This is a genomic window from Leisingera daeponensis DSM 23529, assembly GCF_000473145.1.
GTDB classification, from domain to species: Bacteria; Pseudomonadota; Alphaproteobacteria; order Rhodobacterales; family Rhodobacteraceae; genus Leisingera; species Leisingera daeponensis.
Genome location: NZ_KI421500.1, coordinates 3139274 through 3158005 on the forward strand (window position 1 = coordinate 3139274; position 18732 = coordinate 3158005).

The 18732-nt window shown below is 61.4% G+C and carries 16 protein-coding genes and 1 pseudogene; 10 read left to right on the top strand and 7 right to left on the bottom strand.

Going from position 1 to position 18732, the window contains the following annotated elements:
- Window positions 1-10 precede the first annotated feature (10 nt).
- The 10 genes and pseudogenes from DAEP_RS0115880 to DAEP_RS0115925 all read left to right on the top strand — a co-directional run bounded on the left by DAEP_RS0115880 (window position 11) and on the right by DAEP_RS0115925 (window position 11383).
- Window positions 11-1363 (top strand): ATP-binding protein, encoded by a 1353-nt coding sequence (locus tag DAEP_RS0115880; RefSeq protein ID WP_245595101.1) that lies wholly within the window; start codon window positions 11-13, stop codon window positions 1361-1363.
- A gap of 460 nt (window positions 1364-1823) precedes the next feature.
- The gene (locus DAEP_RS0115885; protein ID WP_027245342.1) at window positions 1824-2276 is read left to right on the top strand and encodes a c-type cytochrome; all 453 of its coding nucleotides are present in this window, start codon (window positions 1824-1826) and stop codon (window positions 2274-2276) included.
- Window positions 2277-2322: 46 nt separating this feature from the next.
- Entirely contained in the window at window positions 2323-3717 is a 1395-nt protein-coding gene (locus DAEP_RS0115890; RefSeq protein WP_036760752.1) for a multicopper oxidase family protein, read from the top strand.
- Window positions 3718-3869: 152 nt separating this feature from the next.
- Window positions 3870-4133, top strand: a pseudogene (locus tag DAEP_RS24380) (c-type cytochrome); the annotation flags it as partial.
- Window positions 4130-4864, top strand: coding sequence for a DsbA family protein (locus DAEP_RS0115900; RefSeq protein ID WP_027245344.1), 735 nt, complete (start codon window positions 4130-4132; stop codon window positions 4862-4864). The pseudogene DAEP_RS24380 and the gene DAEP_RS0115900, both read left to right, overlap by 4 nt.
- 249 nt (window positions 4865-5113) lie before the next feature.
- Window positions 5114-5803 (top strand): TVP38/TMEM64 family protein, encoded by a 690-nt coding sequence (locus DAEP_RS22810; RefSeq protein ID WP_245595102.1) that lies wholly within the window; start codon window positions 5114-5116, stop codon window positions 5801-5803.
- A gap of 138 nt (window positions 5804-5941) precedes the next feature.
- Complete coding sequence (locus DAEP_RS0115910) at window positions 5942-7003, top strand: YncE family protein (RefSeq protein WP_027245345.1); 1062 nt, start codon at window positions 5942-5944, stop codon at window positions 7001-7003.
- Between the two features lie 56 nt (window positions 7004-7059).
- The gene (locus DAEP_RS0115915) at window positions 7060-9417 is read left to right on the top strand and encodes a copper-transporting P-type ATPase (RefSeq protein WP_154665066.1); all 2358 of its coding nucleotides are present in this window, start codon (window positions 7060-7062) and stop codon (window positions 9415-9417) included.
- A complete protein-coding gene (locus DAEP_RS0115920) occupies window positions 9417-9935 on the top strand; it encodes a Rossmann-fold NAD(P)-binding domain-containing protein (protein WP_027245347.1) in 519 nt (172 codons plus the stop codon). The genes DAEP_RS0115915 and DAEP_RS0115920 overlap by 1 nt, the downstream gene beginning before the upstream one ends.
- Before the next feature lie 92 nt (window positions 9936-10027).
- Complete coding sequence (locus DAEP_RS0115925) at window positions 10028-11383, top strand: APC family permease (protein WP_208855454.1); 1356 nt, start codon at window positions 10028-10030, stop codon at window positions 11381-11383.
- 37 nt (window positions 11384-11420) lie between these two features.
- Here the strand turns inward: DAEP_RS0115925 and DAEP_RS23995 are convergent, their stop codons facing one another.
- The 7 genes from DAEP_RS23995 to DAEP_RS0115965 form a co-directional block, all read right to left on the bottom strand.
- Entirely contained in the window at window positions 11421-11579 is a 159-nt protein-coding gene (locus DAEP_RS23995; RefSeq protein ID WP_245595103.1) for a hypothetical protein, read from the bottom strand.
- Window positions 11580-12163: 584 nt separating this feature from the next.
- Entirely contained in the window at window positions 12164-12826 is a 663-nt protein-coding gene (locus DAEP_RS0115940; RefSeq protein ID WP_027245350.1) for a response regulator transcription factor, read from the bottom strand.
- 58 nt (window positions 12827-12884) lie between these two features.
- Window positions 12885-14465, bottom strand: a complete 1581-nt coding sequence (locus DAEP_RS0115945) for a Na/Pi cotransporter family protein (protein WP_245595104.1) — start codon at window positions 14463-14465, stop codon at window positions 12885-12887.
- Between the two features lie 78 nt (window positions 14466-14543).
- Window positions 14544-15314, bottom strand: a complete 771-nt coding sequence (locus tag DAEP_RS0115950; RefSeq protein ID WP_008555497.1) for an amino acid ABC transporter ATP-binding protein — start codon at window positions 15312-15314, stop codon at window positions 14544-14546.
- Between the two features lie 19 nt (window positions 15315-15333).
- Entirely contained in the window at window positions 15334-16434 is a 1101-nt protein-coding gene (locus DAEP_RS0115955; protein ID WP_008554742.1) for an amino acid ABC transporter permease, read from the bottom strand.
- Window positions 16435-16438: 4 nt separating this feature from the next.
- The gene (locus DAEP_RS0115960) at window positions 16439-17533 is read right to left on the bottom strand and encodes an amino acid ABC transporter permease (RefSeq protein ID WP_245595105.1); all 1095 of its coding nucleotides are present in this window, start codon (window positions 17531-17533) and stop codon (window positions 16439-16441) included.
- A gap of 144 nt (window positions 17534-17677) precedes the next feature.
- Window positions 17678-18691 carry an amino acid ABC transporter substrate-binding protein gene (locus DAEP_RS0115965; RefSeq protein WP_036760755.1) on the bottom strand — a complete coding sequence of 338 codons (1014 nt, stop codon included), beginning with the start codon at window positions 18689-18691 and terminating at the stop codon, window positions 17678-17680.
- Between the last annotated feature and the right edge of the window lie 41 nt (window positions 18692-18732).

Below are 18732 nucleotides of genomic sequence, written 5' to 3' on the forward strand. Positions count from 1 at the left end.
GAGCCTTCGGTTGCAAATCGTCGGGCTGGTCTTGGTGGCACTTGTGATTGCACAAGCCATTACGCTTGTTCTGCTGGAAGACCAAAGAAACCTTGCTGTGCGAGCAGCAATTGGCGACGAGGCTACCGGCAGGGCAGTGAATGTCGTGAGGCTGATAGAAAAAGCACCGGAAAGCCTGCGCGGGCAGATTGTAAACGCGGCTAATTCTCCCTTGGTGCAATTCGAGATTGGCACCATTCCTGTAGTCGACCATGCATCTCATGATGCGAAAGGGGCCACCGAAGCAAGGGTACGTGCCCTGCTTGACGAAGATTTCAGCCGTGAAGTACGGGCTGAATTACACGAGATAGACAGTTCAGCGCTGCCGTTCACCTATCTTGAGCCAAAGATGGCGGAACAGCACAGGGAAATGATGCGCGGTCAATTGCTTGCGGTCGAAATGCAGCTTTCGATTGCTCTTTCAGGAGGTGACTGGCTTAACGTCTCGACACGGTTTGAACGGCCTCCTTTTCAATGGCCGCAATTTGCTGCTCTATCTTTCGGGTTAAGCGCGGGTTTCATACTGCTCGCACTGTTCTGGTACTTCCTCGCGCGGGTCACGGGGCCCTTGCGGCTATTGGCGGATGCTGCCGAGAAGCTTGGTCCGGAACAATGCGGACCCGTGCTTCCCACAGCAGGACCGCGCGAGGTAAGGGAGTTAATCCAAGCCTTTAATCGAATGCAGAACCGGATTGTCAGGCTAGTAGCGGAACGGACCCGCATGCTTGCGGCGATGGGGCATGACCTGCGCTCACCGCTCACAGCAATGCGTGTACGGAGTGAGATGGTCGAGGATGAAGAGACCCGCGATAGCCTCATAGCTTCAATTGAGGAAATGCAGCATATGGTCGAGGAAACGTTGTCCTTTGCGCGTGGATTGGCGGATGCCGAACCACGGCAAGACGTTGATTTAGGAACGTTTCTCGAAGCTCTGCGCGAGAGTATGCCGGAAGGTTTCACCTTGGCCCAAGGAGATTGTGTGCAGGTACGGGTTCGCCCGAATGCAATGCGGCGTGCCTTGCGAAATGTGATCGAAAATGCCCAGCGATACAGCGGAGGCGCAGAGGTCAGCTACGCAGCAGTGGCCGAAACCGTCATCATCCGGGTCTGCGACCGAGGGCCCGGCATTCCTGAATCTGAGTTGGAGCGCGTGTTCGATCCATTCATGCGTCTGGAGGCTTCGCGCTCGCGCGATACCGGCGGACACGGACTGGGCCTGTCAATCGCGCGCAGCATTTTGCGTGGGCATGGCGGTGACATTGTGCTGAGCAATCGCTCAAGCGGGGGGCTTTGTGCTAGCCTGATGCTGCCACTGGGAGCATGAATTCGAATTCAGGTCTTTGGTCTTTGGCCGGTGTTTTCTTGGGCTTCAGGCTTGGATGTGTGACAGGATTTTCCGGTCACCCTATGCAATACGAAATGCAGGCCAAGGCAAACGGCAAGCGGTAATATGATCCAAAGATTGCCTGATAGTGATGTCAGGCCAGTCCCAAAGATCATTGCAATTGCCACTGGCGCAACGAATACCAAGCAACACAACACAATCCCCCATCTGGCTAGCCACGGAGCACTATCGTCGCGGGGTGCAGGTTGCTGTTCCATATGATGAACCCTTCCTTTCGATTCCGCCGACTTCACTCGCATGTTCCCGCGGGGGCAGGTCAAGGATACATATCGATACAAAACCAAACTTGCTGCCGGATTGATCTTCCAGCACTGAAATGAAGCCCGCCGGTACACGGCAATAACGCAACTCAGTGGCTTCATCAGGACAACTGAAACAAATGAGCAAGTTTAGTCTGGTGACTTTCGCAGTGGTTTTGGCAGCTGTTCTCTTTCTTGTTTGGACTAGCCTTGAGACCGGGGGGCAACCGAAATCGCTGACACCGCTGGATGTAACTGGGCTGGAAAAGCCATCCGCCATTGCTGAAGTTACCTTGCCCGCTCAACTGTCTGAAAACGCCCAAATTGGAGAGCGGGTTTTCGAGGCGAAATGTGCGGTGTGTCACGGCCGGAATGCAGCTGGTCAGAACGGTGTGGCACCGCCCTTGGTGCATTCGATCTACCGCCCTGGCCACCACGCCGACGCGGCCTTTCTGATTGCCGCCCGGAATGGGGTGAGGGCGCATCATTGGAAGTTCGGAAATATGCCACCGGTTGAGGGGGTCACCGATGGAGAAGTGCGTTTAGTCACCCAGTATATCCGCGAATTGCAACGGGCTAACGGGATCGATTGATGCCCACCCAAGTGAGCCGGGCATCCCAAGACAGAATGGCAAGAACATGTTGAGCAGACGTTCCTTTCTATCGGCATCGGGCGGCACGGTCGCTCTGATGGCGTTGCCCGCAACGGCGATACGCGCCGAGGCTGCGGTGGCCAAGCTGATTGCGCGGGAGAATGCGGTGCAATTGCTGCCTTCGAGCTATCCGGAAACAACGGTTTGGGGTTATGGCGGTCAAGCACCGGGGGCGGAGATTAGGGTACTTCAGGGTGACCGGATCCAGCGCCAGTTCGTCAACCAATTGCCGAAGGCCAGCTCAGTCCACTGGCACGGGCTGCGTGCGGAAAACGCTATGGACGGTGTATCGGGCCTGACACAGGACGCTGTCCTTCCGGGTGAGAACTTCGAATATGATCTGCTGGCAGAAGACGCCGGAACCTTCTGGTATCACTCGCACAACCGCTCGGCCGAGCAGGTGGCGCGCGGGCTTCACGGTCCGCTGATCGTCGACGAACCGGCGCCGCCGGACGTGGATCGCGATGTGACGCTGATGTTGGACGACTGGCGGATCGACCCCGAGACCGGCCAAATCACCCTGGACTTCGATGCCCCGCATGATCTGTCGCATGGCGGGCGCCTGGGCAATTTCATCTCGACCAATGGCGAGGCCGCATATCAGCTCCCGGTCAAGCGGAACGAGCGGCTGCGCCTGCGCATCGTGAACGCGGCCAATGCCCGGCTGTTCACGCTTGGCCTCCAGGGGCTTGACGGTTGGCTGATGGCCTATGACGGGATGCCGGTACCAAGCCCCGAGCCGGTGCCGGAGACGCTCACCCTGGGTCCCGGTCAGCGGGTGGATTTATTCGTGGATGTCATCGCAGAAGAGGGCGAGGAGGCATTGCTGGGGCGCATTGACCAGAGCAAAGGTTACGTTCAGGCGTCCTTTCCGGTCTCGGGCAGCGCCAGCGCCAATCGCCGCCCCGCGCCCGCGCCGCTGCCGCCCAACCGGGCACCGGACCTGACCGGTCTGGCCGATGCCGCGATCCTGCGGCTGGAGATGAGCGGCGGTGCCATGGGCGGCATGCGCGAGGCCATCTGGAAAGGTTCCAGCCGCAACGCGGGCGAACTGATGGAGAACGGGCAATTCTGGGCTTTTAACGGGCTTGTAGGAATGACCGAGACACCGCTGGCACGCCTGTCGCTTGGCCAGGTCGCGCGCATGACCGTGGTCAACGGAACCGTCTTTCCTCATGCGATGCACCTGCACGGGATGCACTTCCGGGTGCTCGCCAAGGACGGCACCCCCGGACCGTTGCGGGACACGCTGTTGACCCTGCGTGGGGAAAGCCATGAGATTGTCTTTGCCGCCGACAACCCGGGCCGCTGGGCCTTTCATTGCCACATGCTCAGCCACGCGGCATCTGGCATGATGACCTGGATCGAGGTGACGAGATGAAACCCATCTATCTTGTCAGCTCTGCCGTTGCGATCATTGCTGATGGCGCGGTGATCTATGCCGCGCGCGCAACGGCTTCGCCCGTACCGGGAGGCGCGTCCTCAACTGCGTGCGCAGCGAGCGACGCCAGGCTTGCATAAGGAGAGGCGCTCTATGAGGAAAGCTGCGCCCGTTGCCACGGCAGACCGTTCGAAGGGCAGCCGAATTGGAACGAACCGTGTGCAGATGGGCGCCTGCCGGCGCCGCCGGCTGCGATGGGGGTAGAGCTGGAAAGCGATATGCCCGCGTTCGCCGAACAGCTTTCCGACAACCAGATCCGGTCGAGACCGGACTACATCGACTCGACCCGGCCAGCGCGCGTCCGTGCTGCCCAGGCCGGGCGGACGCGCGCCGACGAGGAGGCAAAAAACCAATGACACGAACCAAGACGATAGTCCTCTGGGCCAGCCTTTCTGCGATGCCCTTGATCGCCCAGGCAAATGAACGCAGCGCTGACGAGATCAAGGCGCTGGTTTATGAGGCGATCCTGGAGCGCCCTGAGATCATCCTGCAAGCGGTCGAACAACTGCAACAGGCTGAAGAGGCAGAGCAAGCCGCATCGGCACGTGCGGCCCTGACCGAAAGCCGCAACAATCTGTTTAATGATCCCAACGCGCCGGTTCTGGGTAATCCAGAGGGTGATGTGACCGTTGTAGAGTTCTTTGACTACAACTGCCCGTATTGCCGCCGCGCCATGGCCGAGGTTCAGGGGCTGCTTGATGCCGATCAGAATGTTCGGCTGGTCTACCGCGAATGGCCGATCCTGGGAGAAGGATCCGATTTCGCAGCCCGCGCCGCGTTGGCGGCGCGCCAGCAAGGTAAATACGAGGCGTTGCACTGGGCGCTGATGGGAATGTCTGGCAAGGCGAACGAGATCAGCGTTTTGCGGATCGCGCGCGAAGTCGGGCTTGATATCGATCAGCTGAAACGCGACATGGAGGCCCCCGAGGTCGCTGCCCATATCGCGCAGTCCATGGCGCTTGCGCAGAAGCTTGGGTTCAATGGCACCCCGTCATTTGTCATCGAGGACGCTTTGGTGCCCGGTTTCGTCGAGCAGTCGCAACTGCAGTCAGTGGTTGATAGCGCACGCGGCGCTGCGAGCGATTAACTCGTCCCCGAGACAGCGCCGCCTCTTTCACTTCCATCATCCACGCCCTCGTCCGGGGCCTTCATTTGAGAGGCGTGCCCTGAATTGTAACGATCTGTCGCAGCACTCAGGCTTGGTTACATCCCGATACAAATCTCTTTCTCGTCACGCTGGTACGGTCTGAGGTCACTCCCGATATCTGACAGTACCGGCGATCTGCTGCCGCCCGTTCAACCTTCAACCATAGGTGCCAAGTTGCAGAGCAGACATGTGCAGAGACTATTCCCCAGCCGTCTGGTGACGGTCGCACTACTTGTTGCTTTGGGGGGTGTGCTCGCGGTGGGACTGTCCGGCGGATGGATCGGACTCGATCAGCGGAATATCGCGCTCTTGCTGGAACGGGCGGGACCTTTGGGACCCATCGCAATTGTCGCGCTGATGACGCTCGCGGTGGTAATCAGTCCTTTGCCTTCGGCCCCGATCGCGATCGCCGCTGGCGCGGCTTATGGCCATGTGCTGGGTACCGGGCTGGTGCTGGCCGGGGCACTGGCTGGCGCCGTGATCGCCTTTGCTCTGGCGCGGTTTCTGGGGAGAGAATTCGTGGTGCGATGGGTCGGCTCCGCGCCAGATGCGGGCCTGCTCGGCTCGCAGAACTTTTTGACCTGGGCTGTTTTCGTAAGCCGCTTGATGCCCTTCGTGTCGTTCGACCTTGTCAGCTATGCCGCCGGGTTGTCGGCGCTCCGGCCCTGGAGGTTCGTGCTGGCAACTTTGGCCGGGATCGTGCCTGCCAGTTTCGGGCTGGCCCATTTGGGCAGTGCGCTGAGCCAGCCCGCTTCCGGCAGCGTGATCTTACCCGTTCTGGCGCTTGGCCTTTTGACAGGTGCGCCTTTGATCTTTGCCGCTTGGCGATCTCGGCGCTCGCCCGGTCCAGCCGGTGCAGACAGCTCACCTACCCAATAAACAAGATGTCAAAGAGGCTCTGATGATGCTCATTCTCTATACCCTGCTGCTGTCTCCGCTCGTTGGGCTGGGACTGCGCCACGTGGTGCGGCGGAAGCTGATCCGTATCGAAAATCCAACATGGAACGGAACCAGGTCATGAACCGGTCCCGCATACTTCCGGCGTTTGGTTTGACCAGCGCATTGATGACAGCATGGGCCGCGCAGGCTGACACCGTCTATATCCCCGAGGGCAGCGCAGATTCTGTCCTGATGGTCGACAGCAAGACCGGAAAGCCGATCAGGCGGATCGTTGGTGTCGAGGCGGTGCATGGACTGGCGGGCGCTGCGGGTACTCCATATCTGGTGGCGGGCAGCTATTCCGAGATCGACCCGGAAAACACTTCCCAGACATCCAAGCCCGAAGGTGTCAGTCAGGCCGACCACAACGCCCACCATAGCAAGCCCGCCAAGGCCGTGATGCCGAAAGGCCAGGGGGTGAGCCTCTTGTCCGTACTGGACGCCGAAACCGGCGAGGTGGTTCGCCGGATCGAAGTGCCGGGCGCGGTGCACCACACCGCTGTATCGCCCGATGGCCGCTGGGCCATGGCGACCCATCCAGGCAGTGGCGGCGTTTCAGTGATTGACTTGTCCACCCTGGAATATTCCGGCTTCATCACAACCGGACCAATGCCGAACTACGTGTCTTTCAGTCCCGATAGCAGTCGCGCCTATGTAAGCAACTCCGGAAACGGGACTCTGAGTGAACTGGATATCGAAAAGCGCATCCTGACGCGTAATTTGCTGGCGGGCGAAGGCCCCGAGCATTTTGCTCTGTCCAGCGATGGTACAACCGCTTTTGTTGCTGATGCGGAGGCGGGTACGGTACTGCGGCTGGACATAGCTTCGGCTGCAGTGGTTGCGACTTACGAGTTCGGAGCAGAGTTGCATGGGCTCGACGTGTCCGATCGTGAAGAAACCCTGTTTGTCGCGGTCAAGGGTGCCGGTCAGCTGGCCGCGGTCGACCTGTCCTCGGGCGCGATCCGGCTGCAGCAGCTTCCCCCGGCGCCCTATCACCTGACTGTGGCCGATGGCGGCGAAACGATTTTTGTCAGCAGCCGCGACGCACCCATAGTCTGGGTCGTGGAGCCGTCATCGCTTCGAGCGATCAGCGAGATCGGGATCGAGGGCGAAGGCCACCAGATTGTCGTCCTGCCATAATGCGCGGCTCACAATCTGCATGATTTCCAAGCCCATAACCGAAAAACGGATTCAGCATGAAACACTCTGCCCATTCTCATCACCCTCCCGAAACCACCGGCATGTTTACCTGCCCCATGCACCCCGAGGTGCGGCAATCTGAGCCCGGCAACTGTTCGAAGTGCGGTATGACGCTTGTTTCCGAGAACGGGATGGCAACCGCGCCTCATGCTCAGTGTCACAGTCATCAGCATGCTGATGCTGGCCCGGCTGAGACTGGCGGTCAATATGACCGCGTTCCTGTTGGGTGGACTGGCAGCGTTTACACTTGCCCGATGCACCCGCAGGTTCGGCAGACCGATCCCGGTTCTTGCCCGCTATGCGGCATGGGGCTGGAGCTGGACAACGCGGCGCTGGCTGATGACGGTCCCAACCCGGAACTCGTGGATTTCACCCGCCGCTTTTGGGTGGGTGCGGTGCTGACGCTGCCATTGCTGGTCTTAACTATGGCACCCTATTTGGGCTTCCCGGGCGTGCGTGAGCTGTTCGGCGAACGCATGACACTGTGGATCGAGCTAGCGCTGGGAACTCCGGTCGTCTGGTGGTGCGGCTGGCCGTTTATGCTGCGAGGTTGGACCTCTTTCCGCACCCGGCACCTGAATATGTTCTCACTGATCTCGATGGGGGTGCTGGCGGCGTGGCTGTTCAGCGTCGTTGCGGTGCTGTGGCCGCAAGTCTTTCCCGATGGGTTCCGCGATGTTGAGGGCAATGTCGGTGTCTATTTCGAGGCGGCGGCGGTCATTGTCACCCTCGTCTTGTTAGGTCAGGTGATGGAGTTGCGCGCCCGCGAAGGTACGGGCAAGGCGATCCGGGCGCTATTGGATATGGCAGCCAAGAGCGCGCGGGTGATCCGCGCCGACGGAAGCGAAGAAGAAATTCCGCTCGAGGCGGTCCAGGTCGGCGACCGCCTGCGCGTGCGGCCCGGTGACAAGGTGCCGGTCGATGGTACCGTCATCGACGGGCGGTCGTCGGTGGATGAAAGCATGATTTCGGGTGAGCCGGTTCCGGTCGAGAAAACCGAAGGCGATGCGCTGACAGGGGCCACGATCAACGGCACCGGCAGCCTGGTGATGGAGGCGACGCGGGTTGGCGCCGACACCATGCTGGCGCAGATTGTCGAAATGGTGGCGAATGCCCAGCGGTCGCGCGCGCCTATCCAGAAATATGCCGACAAGGTCGCGGGATTCTTCGTGCCTGTGGTGATCGTGATTGCCTTCTTGTCGTTTATCGCTTGGGCGATCTGGGGGCCAGCGCCTGCCCTTTCTTATGCTCTCATCTCTGCTGTGGCGGTCCTCATCATCGCCTGCCCCTGCGCATTGGGTCTGGCAACCCCAATGTCGATCATGACGGCCACCGGGCGCGGTGCCCAGGCGGGCGTTCTGATCAAGAACGCCGAGGCGCTGGAGCTGTTCGAGAAGGTAGACACGCTGATCGTGGACAAGACTGGAACGCTGACCGAAGGCAAACCAAAGCTGGTCGCGGTCCTGCCCGAACCGGGGCATGACGAGGCAGAGGTTCTGCGACTGGCCGCTTCGCTGGAACGCGGATCGGAACACCCGCTTGCCGAAGCCATCGTGCGCGGGGCTGAGGAGCGCGGTGTGGATATGGCCAATGCCAGCGATTTCGAAGCCGTGACCGGCAAGGGTGTGACGGGCGTGGTCGACGGCCGCGCCGTGGCGTTGGGCAATCTCGCGCTGATCACCGATATGGGGCTTGAGGCGCGAGCGCTGACCGGCAAGGCCAATGCGCGGCGTGACGAAGGTGAAACGGTCATGTTCGTCGTTCTGGAAGGCGAGATTGCGGGGCTGGTTAGCGTGGCCGACCCGGTGAAGGAAACGACGCCCGCCGCGCTCAAAGCACTGCACGATCTGGGCTTTCGGATCATTATGGCTACTGGCGACAACGAGCGCACCGCCAAGGCCATTGGCGCGCGGCTGGGGATTGACGAGATCCGCGCCGATGTGCTGCCCGAGGACAAGGCGCGGATCATCCGCGAGTTGCAGGAGGAAGGTCGCAAGGTCGCCATGGCGGGCGACGGGGTCAACGATGCACCGGCACTGGCGCAGGCCGATGTCGGCATCGCCATGGGAACAGGCGCGGATGTCGCCATCGAAAGCGCGGGCTTTACCCTGATCAAGGGCAATCTCGACGGGATCGTGCGTGCCCGCCGTCTGTCGTGCGCAACGATGCGCAACATTCGTCAGAACCTGTTCTTTGCGCTGATCTACATCGCCTCGGGCGTGCCAGTGGCCGCAGGTGTGCTGTATCCCTTCCTTGGCATCCTGATCAGTCCGATGTTCGCCGCCTTCGCGATGAGCGCCTCGTCCATCTCCGTGGTGTTGAACGCGCTGCGCCTGCGGGGCACGAAGATTTGATGCACGGCGCGCAAATCGCTACGGTTCGGGTTCTGGGCGGCACAGGTGTTGTCGGCCAGTATCTCGTCCGCGTGTTGCGCGCGCCGGAAGCTGACCAGGTTGCAACGGTGTCGCGACACCCCCTGCTGGACGGCACGGCGCATCTGTTGCGCAATCTTGCAGACCCGCAGTCAGACATTCCCTGCGCACGCGGCGATATCGTGGTCAACCTGTCCGGGAAAACCCCGGCCGCAGTCGCCGGGACGGTGATCCGGCGGGGCGCCGGATTTATCGAAAGGTCTGCCAGCCCCAACTATATGATGGCGATGCGAGACATGGCCCGGTCAGCAAAGGGCCCCGCCTTTCTGGCCGAAGAGTTAGGACCTGCTTGCGACACGGTTCAGAGCTTCTTGCCGGTCAGACCTGGGCGGGTGGCCCAATTGTTCAAGATATTGCTTGGCACGGGAGCGGGAAAGTCCTTGTCAAAGCGGGCCGATCCGGACTCTGCCCGATGTGCTGACTCTCGAACAGGCATTTGAGGCGGTTGGTGCGACTCACCACGATGCTTCGATCCGCCACGCGCCGCCGGCATTGTTGGCCCGGCACTGCTTCGGAAACAGGAAATATTTCTATGAAAATGCAGCAACATGAACCCGGAACAGTAACCGGCGGAGCCGGGAGTATCAGCCTGACCAACGCTGTCGCCATGGGCACCGGGGTGATGATCGGGGCCGGGATATTTGCTCTGACCGGGCAGATCGCAGGACTCGCTGGGCCTCTATTCCCACTGTCCTTTGTGCTGGGCGCGGTCGTGACGATGTTCAGCGCCTACAGCTATATTGTGATGTCGAACGCTTGGCCCTCGTCGGGAGGCATCGCGATGATCCTGACCAAGGCCTATGGCCCCGGTGCGGTAGCGGCGGCGGCCTCGGTGCTGATGGCGCTTTCGATGGTCATCAACGAAAGCCTGGTGGCGCGCACCTTTTCCACCTATGCGTTGCGCCCCTTCGGCATTCAGGACGGGCCGTTGGTGCCAGTGATTGCAGTGGCCCTGATCGTGATGGCCTATCTGGTCAACGTTTCTGGAAACCGGTCGGTGGGGCTGTGGTCGGTGGTGATGTCGGCAGTCAAGATCGGCGGTATCGCGCTGTTTGGCATCGCCGCTCTCTGGGCCGGCGGCATGGAAAGCTGGCCGGTCGAGGCCCGTTTTTCGGAAGACGGGCTCACAGGGTTTGCCGCATCGGTGGCGCTGTCGATCCTCGCATTCAAAGGGTTCACCACGATCACCAACAGTGGTGGCGAGATTACAAACCCTCGGCGCAATGTTGGGCGCACCATCCTCATCTCGATTGGGATTTGCACCATAGTTTATCTGTTGGTGGCACTAGCCGTCGGTTCAGCTCTGACGCCTGCGCAGATTCAGCAGGCCCGCGATTATGCTCTGGCCGAAGCAGCGCAGCCGGTGCTGGGCCGGGCCGGCTTCTATTTGACCGTGGTGCTCGCAATGGTGGCCACTGCATCGGGCCTCATCGCCAGCGTTTTTGCAGTATCTCGCATGCTGACAATGCTTACTGAGATGAAGATGATTCCGCACAGCCATTTTGGCCTGCCGGGCGGGATAAGGTCGCACATGCTAATTTATACGGTCGTGATCGCAGGCGTTCTGACCGTACTGTTTGATCTTGGTCGAATAGCCTCACTTGGCGCGTTCTTCTATCTCGTCATGGATATGGTGGTGCATTGGGGGGTATGGCGCAACCTTCGGCACCAGATTGGTGCCCGAAGCTGGGTGATCCTGTCGGCGCTGGCTCTCGACGCAGCCGTCCTTGCGGCCTTCACGCTGTTCAAGTGGCGTTCCGATCATCTGATCGTCATCGTCGCCCTTGTGACCGTATTGGTGGCCTTGCTGGCACAACGCCTTTATCTAGGGCGGTTTGTGTCCGCACACGCCGGCGAAGATCCTGCTGAACACCACCGGCACAGTTGATTCAGGGCCGTCGCGTCAGAATGCCAACGCGACCTTCTTACCTCTTGATGAGAAAACCTAGAGCAACCCCACGGCGGATACCGGTGTCCTCAAGTTGCTGGTAATAACGCAACAGCTCCTTAAGCGGCGACGGGAAATCCTTGTGCGCCGCCAGAACCGCGATCAATGCGCCTGAGGTAATCCGCTCTTCGATCACAAAATTGCCGCCGGGCGAACAACAAAGAAAGGGGGGGCAGCGCGGTCAGGAAACAACTGCTCGCTCAGGTCCTTGGCCAGGATCCGCATAGCACGCATACGTTCGTGCCTCAGCCTGTTCACAATCCGATGCAGATAGGGAAGCAGTGTATGCCTCCGGCGGAGGCCGGCTGACGAGATCTTGGCGCTGATGATAAGTCCGGCGGTATGGCCGGCCATAAGGTCAGACCCGATATCGAAGTCCCTCCTGCCGCGGATACGCAGCGTTCCCTGCTGACAATACGGCGGCGTCAATTTTGCGACGGCGAGCTGGGCGGCATGACGCCCCTGACGTCCAACTCGAGATCGTGCTGAGGAACGGGCGCCGGCTCCTTGCCCCCTCCACAGTGGCCCCCGCAATGATGGCCCGGCTTCTTCCGGTGCTGGAGCGCTTTCGAGGCGCGGAACTCCGCCGCAAACGTCTCTTGAAACGACCGGACTGCAAACTGGCAAACTCCGCGGGTCAACGTGACAACACCGTTTGCCGAGGAAGCGCCCCTTGCCGCCTCTCAAGATAGGCACGCCGGATCGGCGCAGCCGGCCCCTTCAATCTTCGGATGAGGAGGGGAGGGCGGCCCCTTCCTGCCGGAAGATCGCGATCGTTTTCGAGCGTGAGGTGGTGCCGATCTGTTTGAAGATGGCCGATACATGCGATTTGATCGTGCTTTCGGACAGGTCGAGCAGTCTTGCGATTTCCTTGTTGGCCAACCCCTTGCACATCAGCTCGAAGACATCGCGTTGCCGGGCTGTGAGGCTTTGCTCGGGCCGTTCGAAAGTGTCCAGAGGCGCCGGCACCTCTGCCAGCATCCCGCCTTGCAGATAGGAACGGGGCAGGAAAATCTCGCCTTCGAGGATCAGGGACACCGCATGGATCAAGACCTGCGGATCGGCCGATTTGGGGATGAACCCATCCGCTCCGGCTTCCAGCGCGGCCCTGATCAGGTCATGATCCGTATCGCCCGAGATCAGCGCCACCGCATTTGAGGGATCGAACCGCTTGAGGCGGACCAGCCCGTCGATTGCCTCGGAATCCGGCAGGTGGACATCCAGAAGGATCAGATCGACCGTGTTATCCGCGCCAAGAAAGGCCAGCGCGTCCGATACCGTCTCGGCCCCTTCGACCCGCATGCCCGAAAAGGCGCCCTCCAGCAGGTTCTTGGCGCCTGCCCGGATCAGGTGATGGTCATCCACGATCAACACAACGGTCATTGTCTGCCCTCTTCCCCTCCGCAGCAGGACTAGCAGCCCGGGCGCGCTGGTTCCATGGCTATCCGCGTATCATGACAGAGCTGTCCCGGCCTCCGATCTTGGATGCGGTGTAAATATGATAGTAGATACGCGAAAAATCCCGAAGCAGTTCGTTATGCAACGATGTGGTGCTGATCGAGGACAGGGTGCCATCGGCAAGCCGGGTGAAATGGGCCTGGCGGCTTTCATCCACCATCCGCTCCAGTTCCTTTCGGCCCTTTTGCAGAGTCTTGCGCACCTTGGCGTCCCCAAGCAGCGCGGCGGACAATGCCAGGCGGATACCCTGATGGATCAGCTCCAGCATCTCCAGCAGCTCGGCGGTTCCGGCATCCGAGAACCGGATCTGCTCTTGCGAGGTCGAGGCCGTCAGTTCGACCGCGTTCGTCACCAGCTCTGAAACATGTCCCAGATTGGTCGCGATCAGCAACAGGTTCATCGCCTTGGCGCTGTCACTTTCCGAGATTTCCTCGCGGGTGATATCGGTCAGATAGAACTTGAACTCTTCCAGCATCGCGGCAACCCGCGCGCGATTTTGCTGAGCGCCATGCACATCGACCTGATCTCGTGCGGCGATGCCGCCCGACAGCAGGGCCAGGGAATCCTCGATCCGCTCGTTCACCCGGTAAAGCTCGCGCGTGGCACTGGTCAGGGCCAGGGCGGGCGAAGTGATGAGTTCCTTGTCCAGATATTTCGTGACCGGTTCGACGGCGCCGGCGCCGGTATCGGGAAAGACGCGCGCCAGCAGTGCGGCGGCGGTCTGCACCCAGGGCAGGAAAAGCGTGGCCACCAGCAGGTTGAACGTCAGGTGGAAATTCACCAGCACCTGCGCGTCGCCGCCAAAGGACTGGAGCCGTTCACCCACCCAGGGCAGGAACGGCAGAACCAGCAGGCTGGCAAGCAGCTTGAATCCCGCGTTGCCAAGGGCGGCGTGCTGGCTTTGCGGGCCGGTGCTGAGCGTTGCGATGATCGGCGGGATGGTGCCGCCGATATTGGCCCCCAGGATCATGACCAAGCCGGTGCCGGCGGGCACGATGCCCGCGCTGGCCAGCGAGGCGGTCAGCAGCACCACCGCCAGGCTGGAATGCACCAGCCAGGTCAGCACCGCCATCAGGAACAGGGTCAGCAGAACCTCGCCCTCAAGCGCCGAAAGGACATAGGCCAGCCCGTCGGCCTCTCGCAACGGCTGCGAGGACATGCGGATCAGGCTCAGTGCCAGCAGAACCATGCCCAGCCCGACGATGGCGCGGCCGATCTGGCGGGTCGCGAAGCGCCCGCCCCGCCCGTGCAGGAAGAAGCCCATCAGAATGGCCGCGTAGGCCAGCCAGGACAGGTTGAACGACAGAATCTGGGCCGAGATCGACGTTCCCACATCCGCCCCCAGCATCACCGCAAGCGCCGCTGGCGTCTGCACCAGACCCTTGGAGGCGAAGGACGAGATGATCAGCGCTGTCGCGGTGCTGCTTTGCAGGAACACCGTGATCGCCAGCCCAACCCCGAACGAGGTGAGCCGGCCGCTGATCGCCAGCCCCAGATAGTGCCGCAGCGAGCCGCCAAAGGCACGGATGAACCCCGTGCGGACAAGGCGAATGCCCCAGAGCATCAACGCGACAGATCCGACGATCTGCACAAGTACGACCGTGCTGGTAATGGCCAGCCCTCCCTTTTGCTTGCAACTGCGTCAGTGCGACAGGATCTGGCTCAGGAATTTCTGGGTGCGATCCACCTGCGGATTGTCGAAGAACGCGTTTGGCGTGTTCTCTTCAACGATCTCGCCGCCATCCATGAAGATCACCCGGTCGGCCACTGAGCGGGCAAAGGCCATTTCATGCGTGACGCAGATCATGGTCATGCCGGTGCCGGCCAGCTCGATCATCACGTCCAGCACCTCCTTGATCATCTCGGGATCAAGCGCCGAGGTCGGCTCGTCGAACAGCATCACCGAAGGGTTCATGCACAGCGACCGCGCGATGGCGACGCGCTGTTGCTGACCGCCGGACAGCTGGCCGGGATATTTGTCCTTCTGCGCGCCGATGCCGACACGCTCCAGATAGCGGCAGGCGGTTTCCTCGGCCTCGTCACGCGGCATGTTGCGCGCCCAGACCGGAGCAAAGCACAGGTTGTCGAGGATCGTCATGTGCGGAAACAGGTTGAACTGCTGGAACACCATGCCGACCTCGCGGCGGATATGGGTGATGTTCTTCATGTTCTCGTTCAGCACGGTGCCGTTTACGGTGATCGTGCCTTCCTGGTGCTCTTCCAGGTGGTTGATGCAGCGGATCAGGGTCGATTTCCCCGACCCCGACGGGCCGCAGATGACGATGCGCTCGCCCTTGGATACGGTCAGGTCGACATCCTTGAGGACATGGAACTCGCCATACCATTTGTTGACCTTTTGCATCTCGATGACGGTTTCGCCGGATGCGATATGGCTTTCGATTTTGACAGTCATTGGTGTCTCCAGAGTTCGATTAGCGCTTGGAACCGGCAGGTCCGCGACGTTCGAGAGCGCGCCCGTAAAGGCTGAGGCTGTAGCAGATCAGCCAGTAGACAAAGGCGGCGAATACATAGGCCTCGGCCTGGAAACCCAGCCATTCCGGGTCGAGTGCCGCCCCGCGGACCATGCCCAGGAAATCCAGCAGGCCGACGATGATCACCAGCGAGGTATCCTTGAACAGCGCGATGCAGCGTCCGATCAGCGGGGGCAGGACATGGCGCAGTGCCTGCGGCACCACGACAAAGATGATCGTGCGGGCCGGCGACACACCCAGCGCAAGCGAGGCCTCGGTCTGCCCCTTGGGAATGGCCTGCAGCCCGCCGCGCACGACCTCGGCCATGTAGGCGGACGAGAACAGGATCATGCCGATCTGGATGCGCAGAAGGTTGTTGATCACCAGGTCCGGCGGCAGGAACAGCGGCATCATCACCGAGGCCATAAACAGGATGGTGATCAGCGGCACGCCCCGGACCAGCTCGATGAAGGCAACGCAGATCGCCTTGACCGCGGGCGATCCGTAATGCCGACCCAGCGCCAGCAGAACGCCCAGCGGAATCGACACGATCACACCGACCAGCGCCAGCAGCACCGACAGCATCAACCCGCCCCAAAGCGACTGGTCGACTTCCTGCATGCCAAAGGCGCCGCCGATCATGATCAGGGCAAAGACCGGCAGCAACGCCCAGGCCACGATCAGGGCGATCCCGCGGATCCGGTCGGCATAGGTGAACCCGGCCAGAACCAGCAGCGCAAGCGCGGCGATGGCGGGGCGCCAGGACAGGTCCTGCGGATAGACGCCGACCATCAGAACCTGGAACTTGGCCTGCAGGAAGGGCCAGCAGGCACCGGCGTTCTGGCGGCATGTCTCGTCGTCGCCGCCAAAGGTGGCGTTGATCAGCAGCCACTCGATCAGATTGGGGACAACGGCCAGCAGCACCGCCAGCAGGGACAGCGTGATCGCTGTGTCCTTCCAGCCGCCGAACAGATTGGCGCGCAGCCAGGCGATTGGTCCGAACTGGGACGCGGGTGCCGGGCGCGCGGCCATGGGCTGAAACAGGATGGTATCTTGGGGCATTGCGTTACCTTTCAACAAGCTGCACACGGGCGTTCAGCATGTTCATGCCCAGCGAGATGATGAGGTTGATGGTCAGATAGACCGCCATCCACATGGCGATGATTTCGATCGCCTGACCGTTCTGGCCGATGATCGTGCCTCCGACCGAAACCATGTCGGGATAGCCGATCGCCACGGCGAGCGAGCTGTTCTTGACCAGGCTGGCATAGTCGTTGGTGGTTGCCGGGATGGTCACCCGCAGCGCCTGCGGCAGCAGGACCATCCGCGTCACCACGCCGCTGGAAACACCCAGGGCATTGGCCGCTTCGATCTGGCCGGCATGAACCGACTGGATGCCGCTGCGCACGTTCTCGGCGACATAGGCCGCGGTGTAGAGAACCAGGCCGATCAGCAGCGAGGCGAATTCGGGTTTGATCGACAGACCGCCTTTGAAGTTGAAGCCCTGGTAGACCGGCAATTCGCTGGTCAGGGGCTGACCGCTGGCCAGAAAGGCGAGCCCGCTCAGGGCGAGGAAGATCGCCAGCGCACCGCGAAGCCCGGACACCGAACGGCCGGTGCGCACCTTGTAGGATTTGGCCCAACGCCAGAACATCACCGCCAGAACCAGCGCGACGGCAGAGGCCCCGAGAAACAGCCCGATCCCGTCTTCGGCAACCGGCCGCGGCAGGTAGAATCCGCGTTTGGACAGAAAGACACCGTCGCTCAGCGCAATGGCATCGCGCGGATGCGGCAACGCGGCCAGAACCACCGTGTAGATGAAGAACAGCGTCAGCAGCAGCGGCAGGTTGCGCAGGGTCTCGACATAGATGGCCGCGCCCCTGGCCAGCAGCCAGTTGCGCGACACACGCGCGACGCCGATAACGATCCCCAGCAGGGTCGAGAACACGATGGCCAGGACCGAGACGAAGAGCGTGTTCAGGATCCCGACCAGAAAGGCGTATCCGTAGCTGCGGGTCGGGGAATAGTCGATCAGGCTGTCGCCGATGGGCAGGCCTGCCTCGTGCCCGAGAAAGGCGAACCCGCTCTCGATCCCGCGGATGGCCAGATTTTCCTGCGTGTTGGAGAACAGGACATAAAGGATCGCGATTACAACGACCAATACCCCTCCCTGCGACAGGAGTGAGCCCGGGGACCAGGCTGCCGTTTTCTTGGATGAAGGCATATCAGGATTCACCAATCTGTTTCAGAGGACGGCCGACCCCAAGGGCCGACCGTGAGCGTTTCAGATCGAGGATCGGCGCGATCAGCGAACCGGCATCGCGTAGAGGATGCCGCCATCGCTCCACAGCGCGTTCACGCCGCGCTCCAGACCCAGCGTCGCCGTCAGGTTGCGCTCATAGATCTCGCCGTAATTGCCGATCGCGCTGATCGCGTCGGCCATCCACGTGTTGCTCAGCCCAAGGAGCCCGCCAGTATCACCCGACGCTCCAAGCAGACGCTGAACGTCCGGATTGGCCGAGCTTGCCGCCATATCCGCGACATTGGCCTGGGTGACGCCCAGTTCCTCGGCGGTGATCAGGCCGTAGACGACCCAGGTCACGACATCCTTCCACTGGTTGTCGCCATGGGCGACAAACGGGGCGAGAGGCTCTTTCGAGATGATCTCGGGCAGGATCTTGTGGTCGGACGGACTGGCAAAGCCAGCGCGAAAGGCCGCAAGCTGGCTGGCATCCGTGGTCAGGGCGTCACACCGGCCAGAGGCATAGGCCTCGACCGCCTCGCGTTTGCCCTCAAAGACCACCGGTTCGAGGGTCAGACCGTTGGCGCGGGCGAAATCGGCCATGTTGAGTTCGGTCGTGGTGCCGGTTGTCAGACAGACCGTCGCCGCGTCCAGTTCCTTGGCGCTGGTCACACCGGCGTCGGCGCGCACCATGAAGCCCTGACCGTCATAATAAACGACCGAAGTGAAATCGACGCCCTCGGCCGAGTCGCGCTTCATCGTCCAGGTGGTGGTGCGCGAGGTCATGTCGACCTGGCCGCTGGAAACGGCCAGCACCTTCTGCTTGGAGGCCAGAGGCACGAACCGCACGGCGTTTGCATCGCCCAGCGTTGCTGCCGCGACCGCGCGGCAGATATCCGCGTCCAGACCGGTCCAGACCCCTTCGGAGTTCGGATTCGAGAAGCCCGGCACGCCTTCGCTGACACCACAGGCCAGTTCGCCCGCGGCCCGGACATCCTCCAGCTTGCCCGCATGGGCGCTGGCCGCCATCGTGGCAACTGCTGTCGCCAGGATCGCAAGTGTTTCTTTATTCCCCATTCTATCCTCCCAGTTCTGCGTCACGCGCGGCCCTGTGGCCC

Bases quoted from the DNA above. Each gene is read 5' to 3' on its own strand.
- DAEP_RS0115885 (WP_027245342.1), top strand. From the start codon at position 1,824: ATGAGCAAGTTTAGTCTGGTGACTTTCGCAGTGGTTTTGGCAGCTGTT.
- DAEP_RS0115890 (WP_036760752.1), top strand. From the start codon at position 2,323: ATGTTGAGCAGACGTTCCTTTCTATCGGCATCGGGCGGCACGGTCGCT.
- DAEP_RS0115900 (WP_027245344.1), top strand. From the start codon at position 4,130: ATGACACGAACCAAGACGATAGTCCTCTGGGCCAGCCTTTCTGCGATG.
- DAEP_RS0115910 (WP_027245345.1), top strand. From the start codon at position 5,942: ATGAACCGGTCCCGCATACTTCCGGCGTTTGGTTTGACCAGCGCATTG.
- DAEP_RS0115915 (WP_154665066.1), top strand. From the start codon at position 7,060: ATGAAACACTCTGCCCATTCTCATCACCCTCCCGAAACCACCGGCATG.
- DAEP_RS0115920 (WP_027245347.1), top strand. From the start codon at position 9,417: ATGCACGGCGCGCAAATCGCTACGGTTCGGGTTCTGGGCGGCACAGGT.
- DAEP_RS0115925 (WP_208855454.1), top strand. From the start codon at position 10,028: ATGAAAATGCAGCAACATGAACCCGGAACAGTAACCGGCGGAGCCGGG.
- DAEP_RS0115940 (WP_027245350.1), bottom strand. From the start codon at position 12,826: ATGACCGTTGTGTTGATCGTGGATGACCATCACCTGATCCGGGCAGGC.
- DAEP_RS0115945 (WP_245595104.1), bottom strand. From the start codon at position 14,465: ATGCTCTGGGGCATTCGCCTTGTCCGCACGGGGTTCATCCGTGCCTTT.
- DAEP_RS0115950 (WP_008555497.1), bottom strand. From the start codon at position 15,314: ATGACTGTCAAAATCGAAAGCCATATCGCATCCGGCGAAACCGTCATC.
- DAEP_RS0115955 (WP_008554742.1), bottom strand. From the start codon at position 16,434: ATGCCCCAAGATACCATCCTGTTTCAGCCCATGGCCGCGCGCCCGGCA.
- DAEP_RS0115965 (WP_036760755.1), bottom strand. From the start codon at position 18,691: ATGGGGAATAAAGAAACACTTGCGATCCTGGCGACAGCAGTTGCCACG.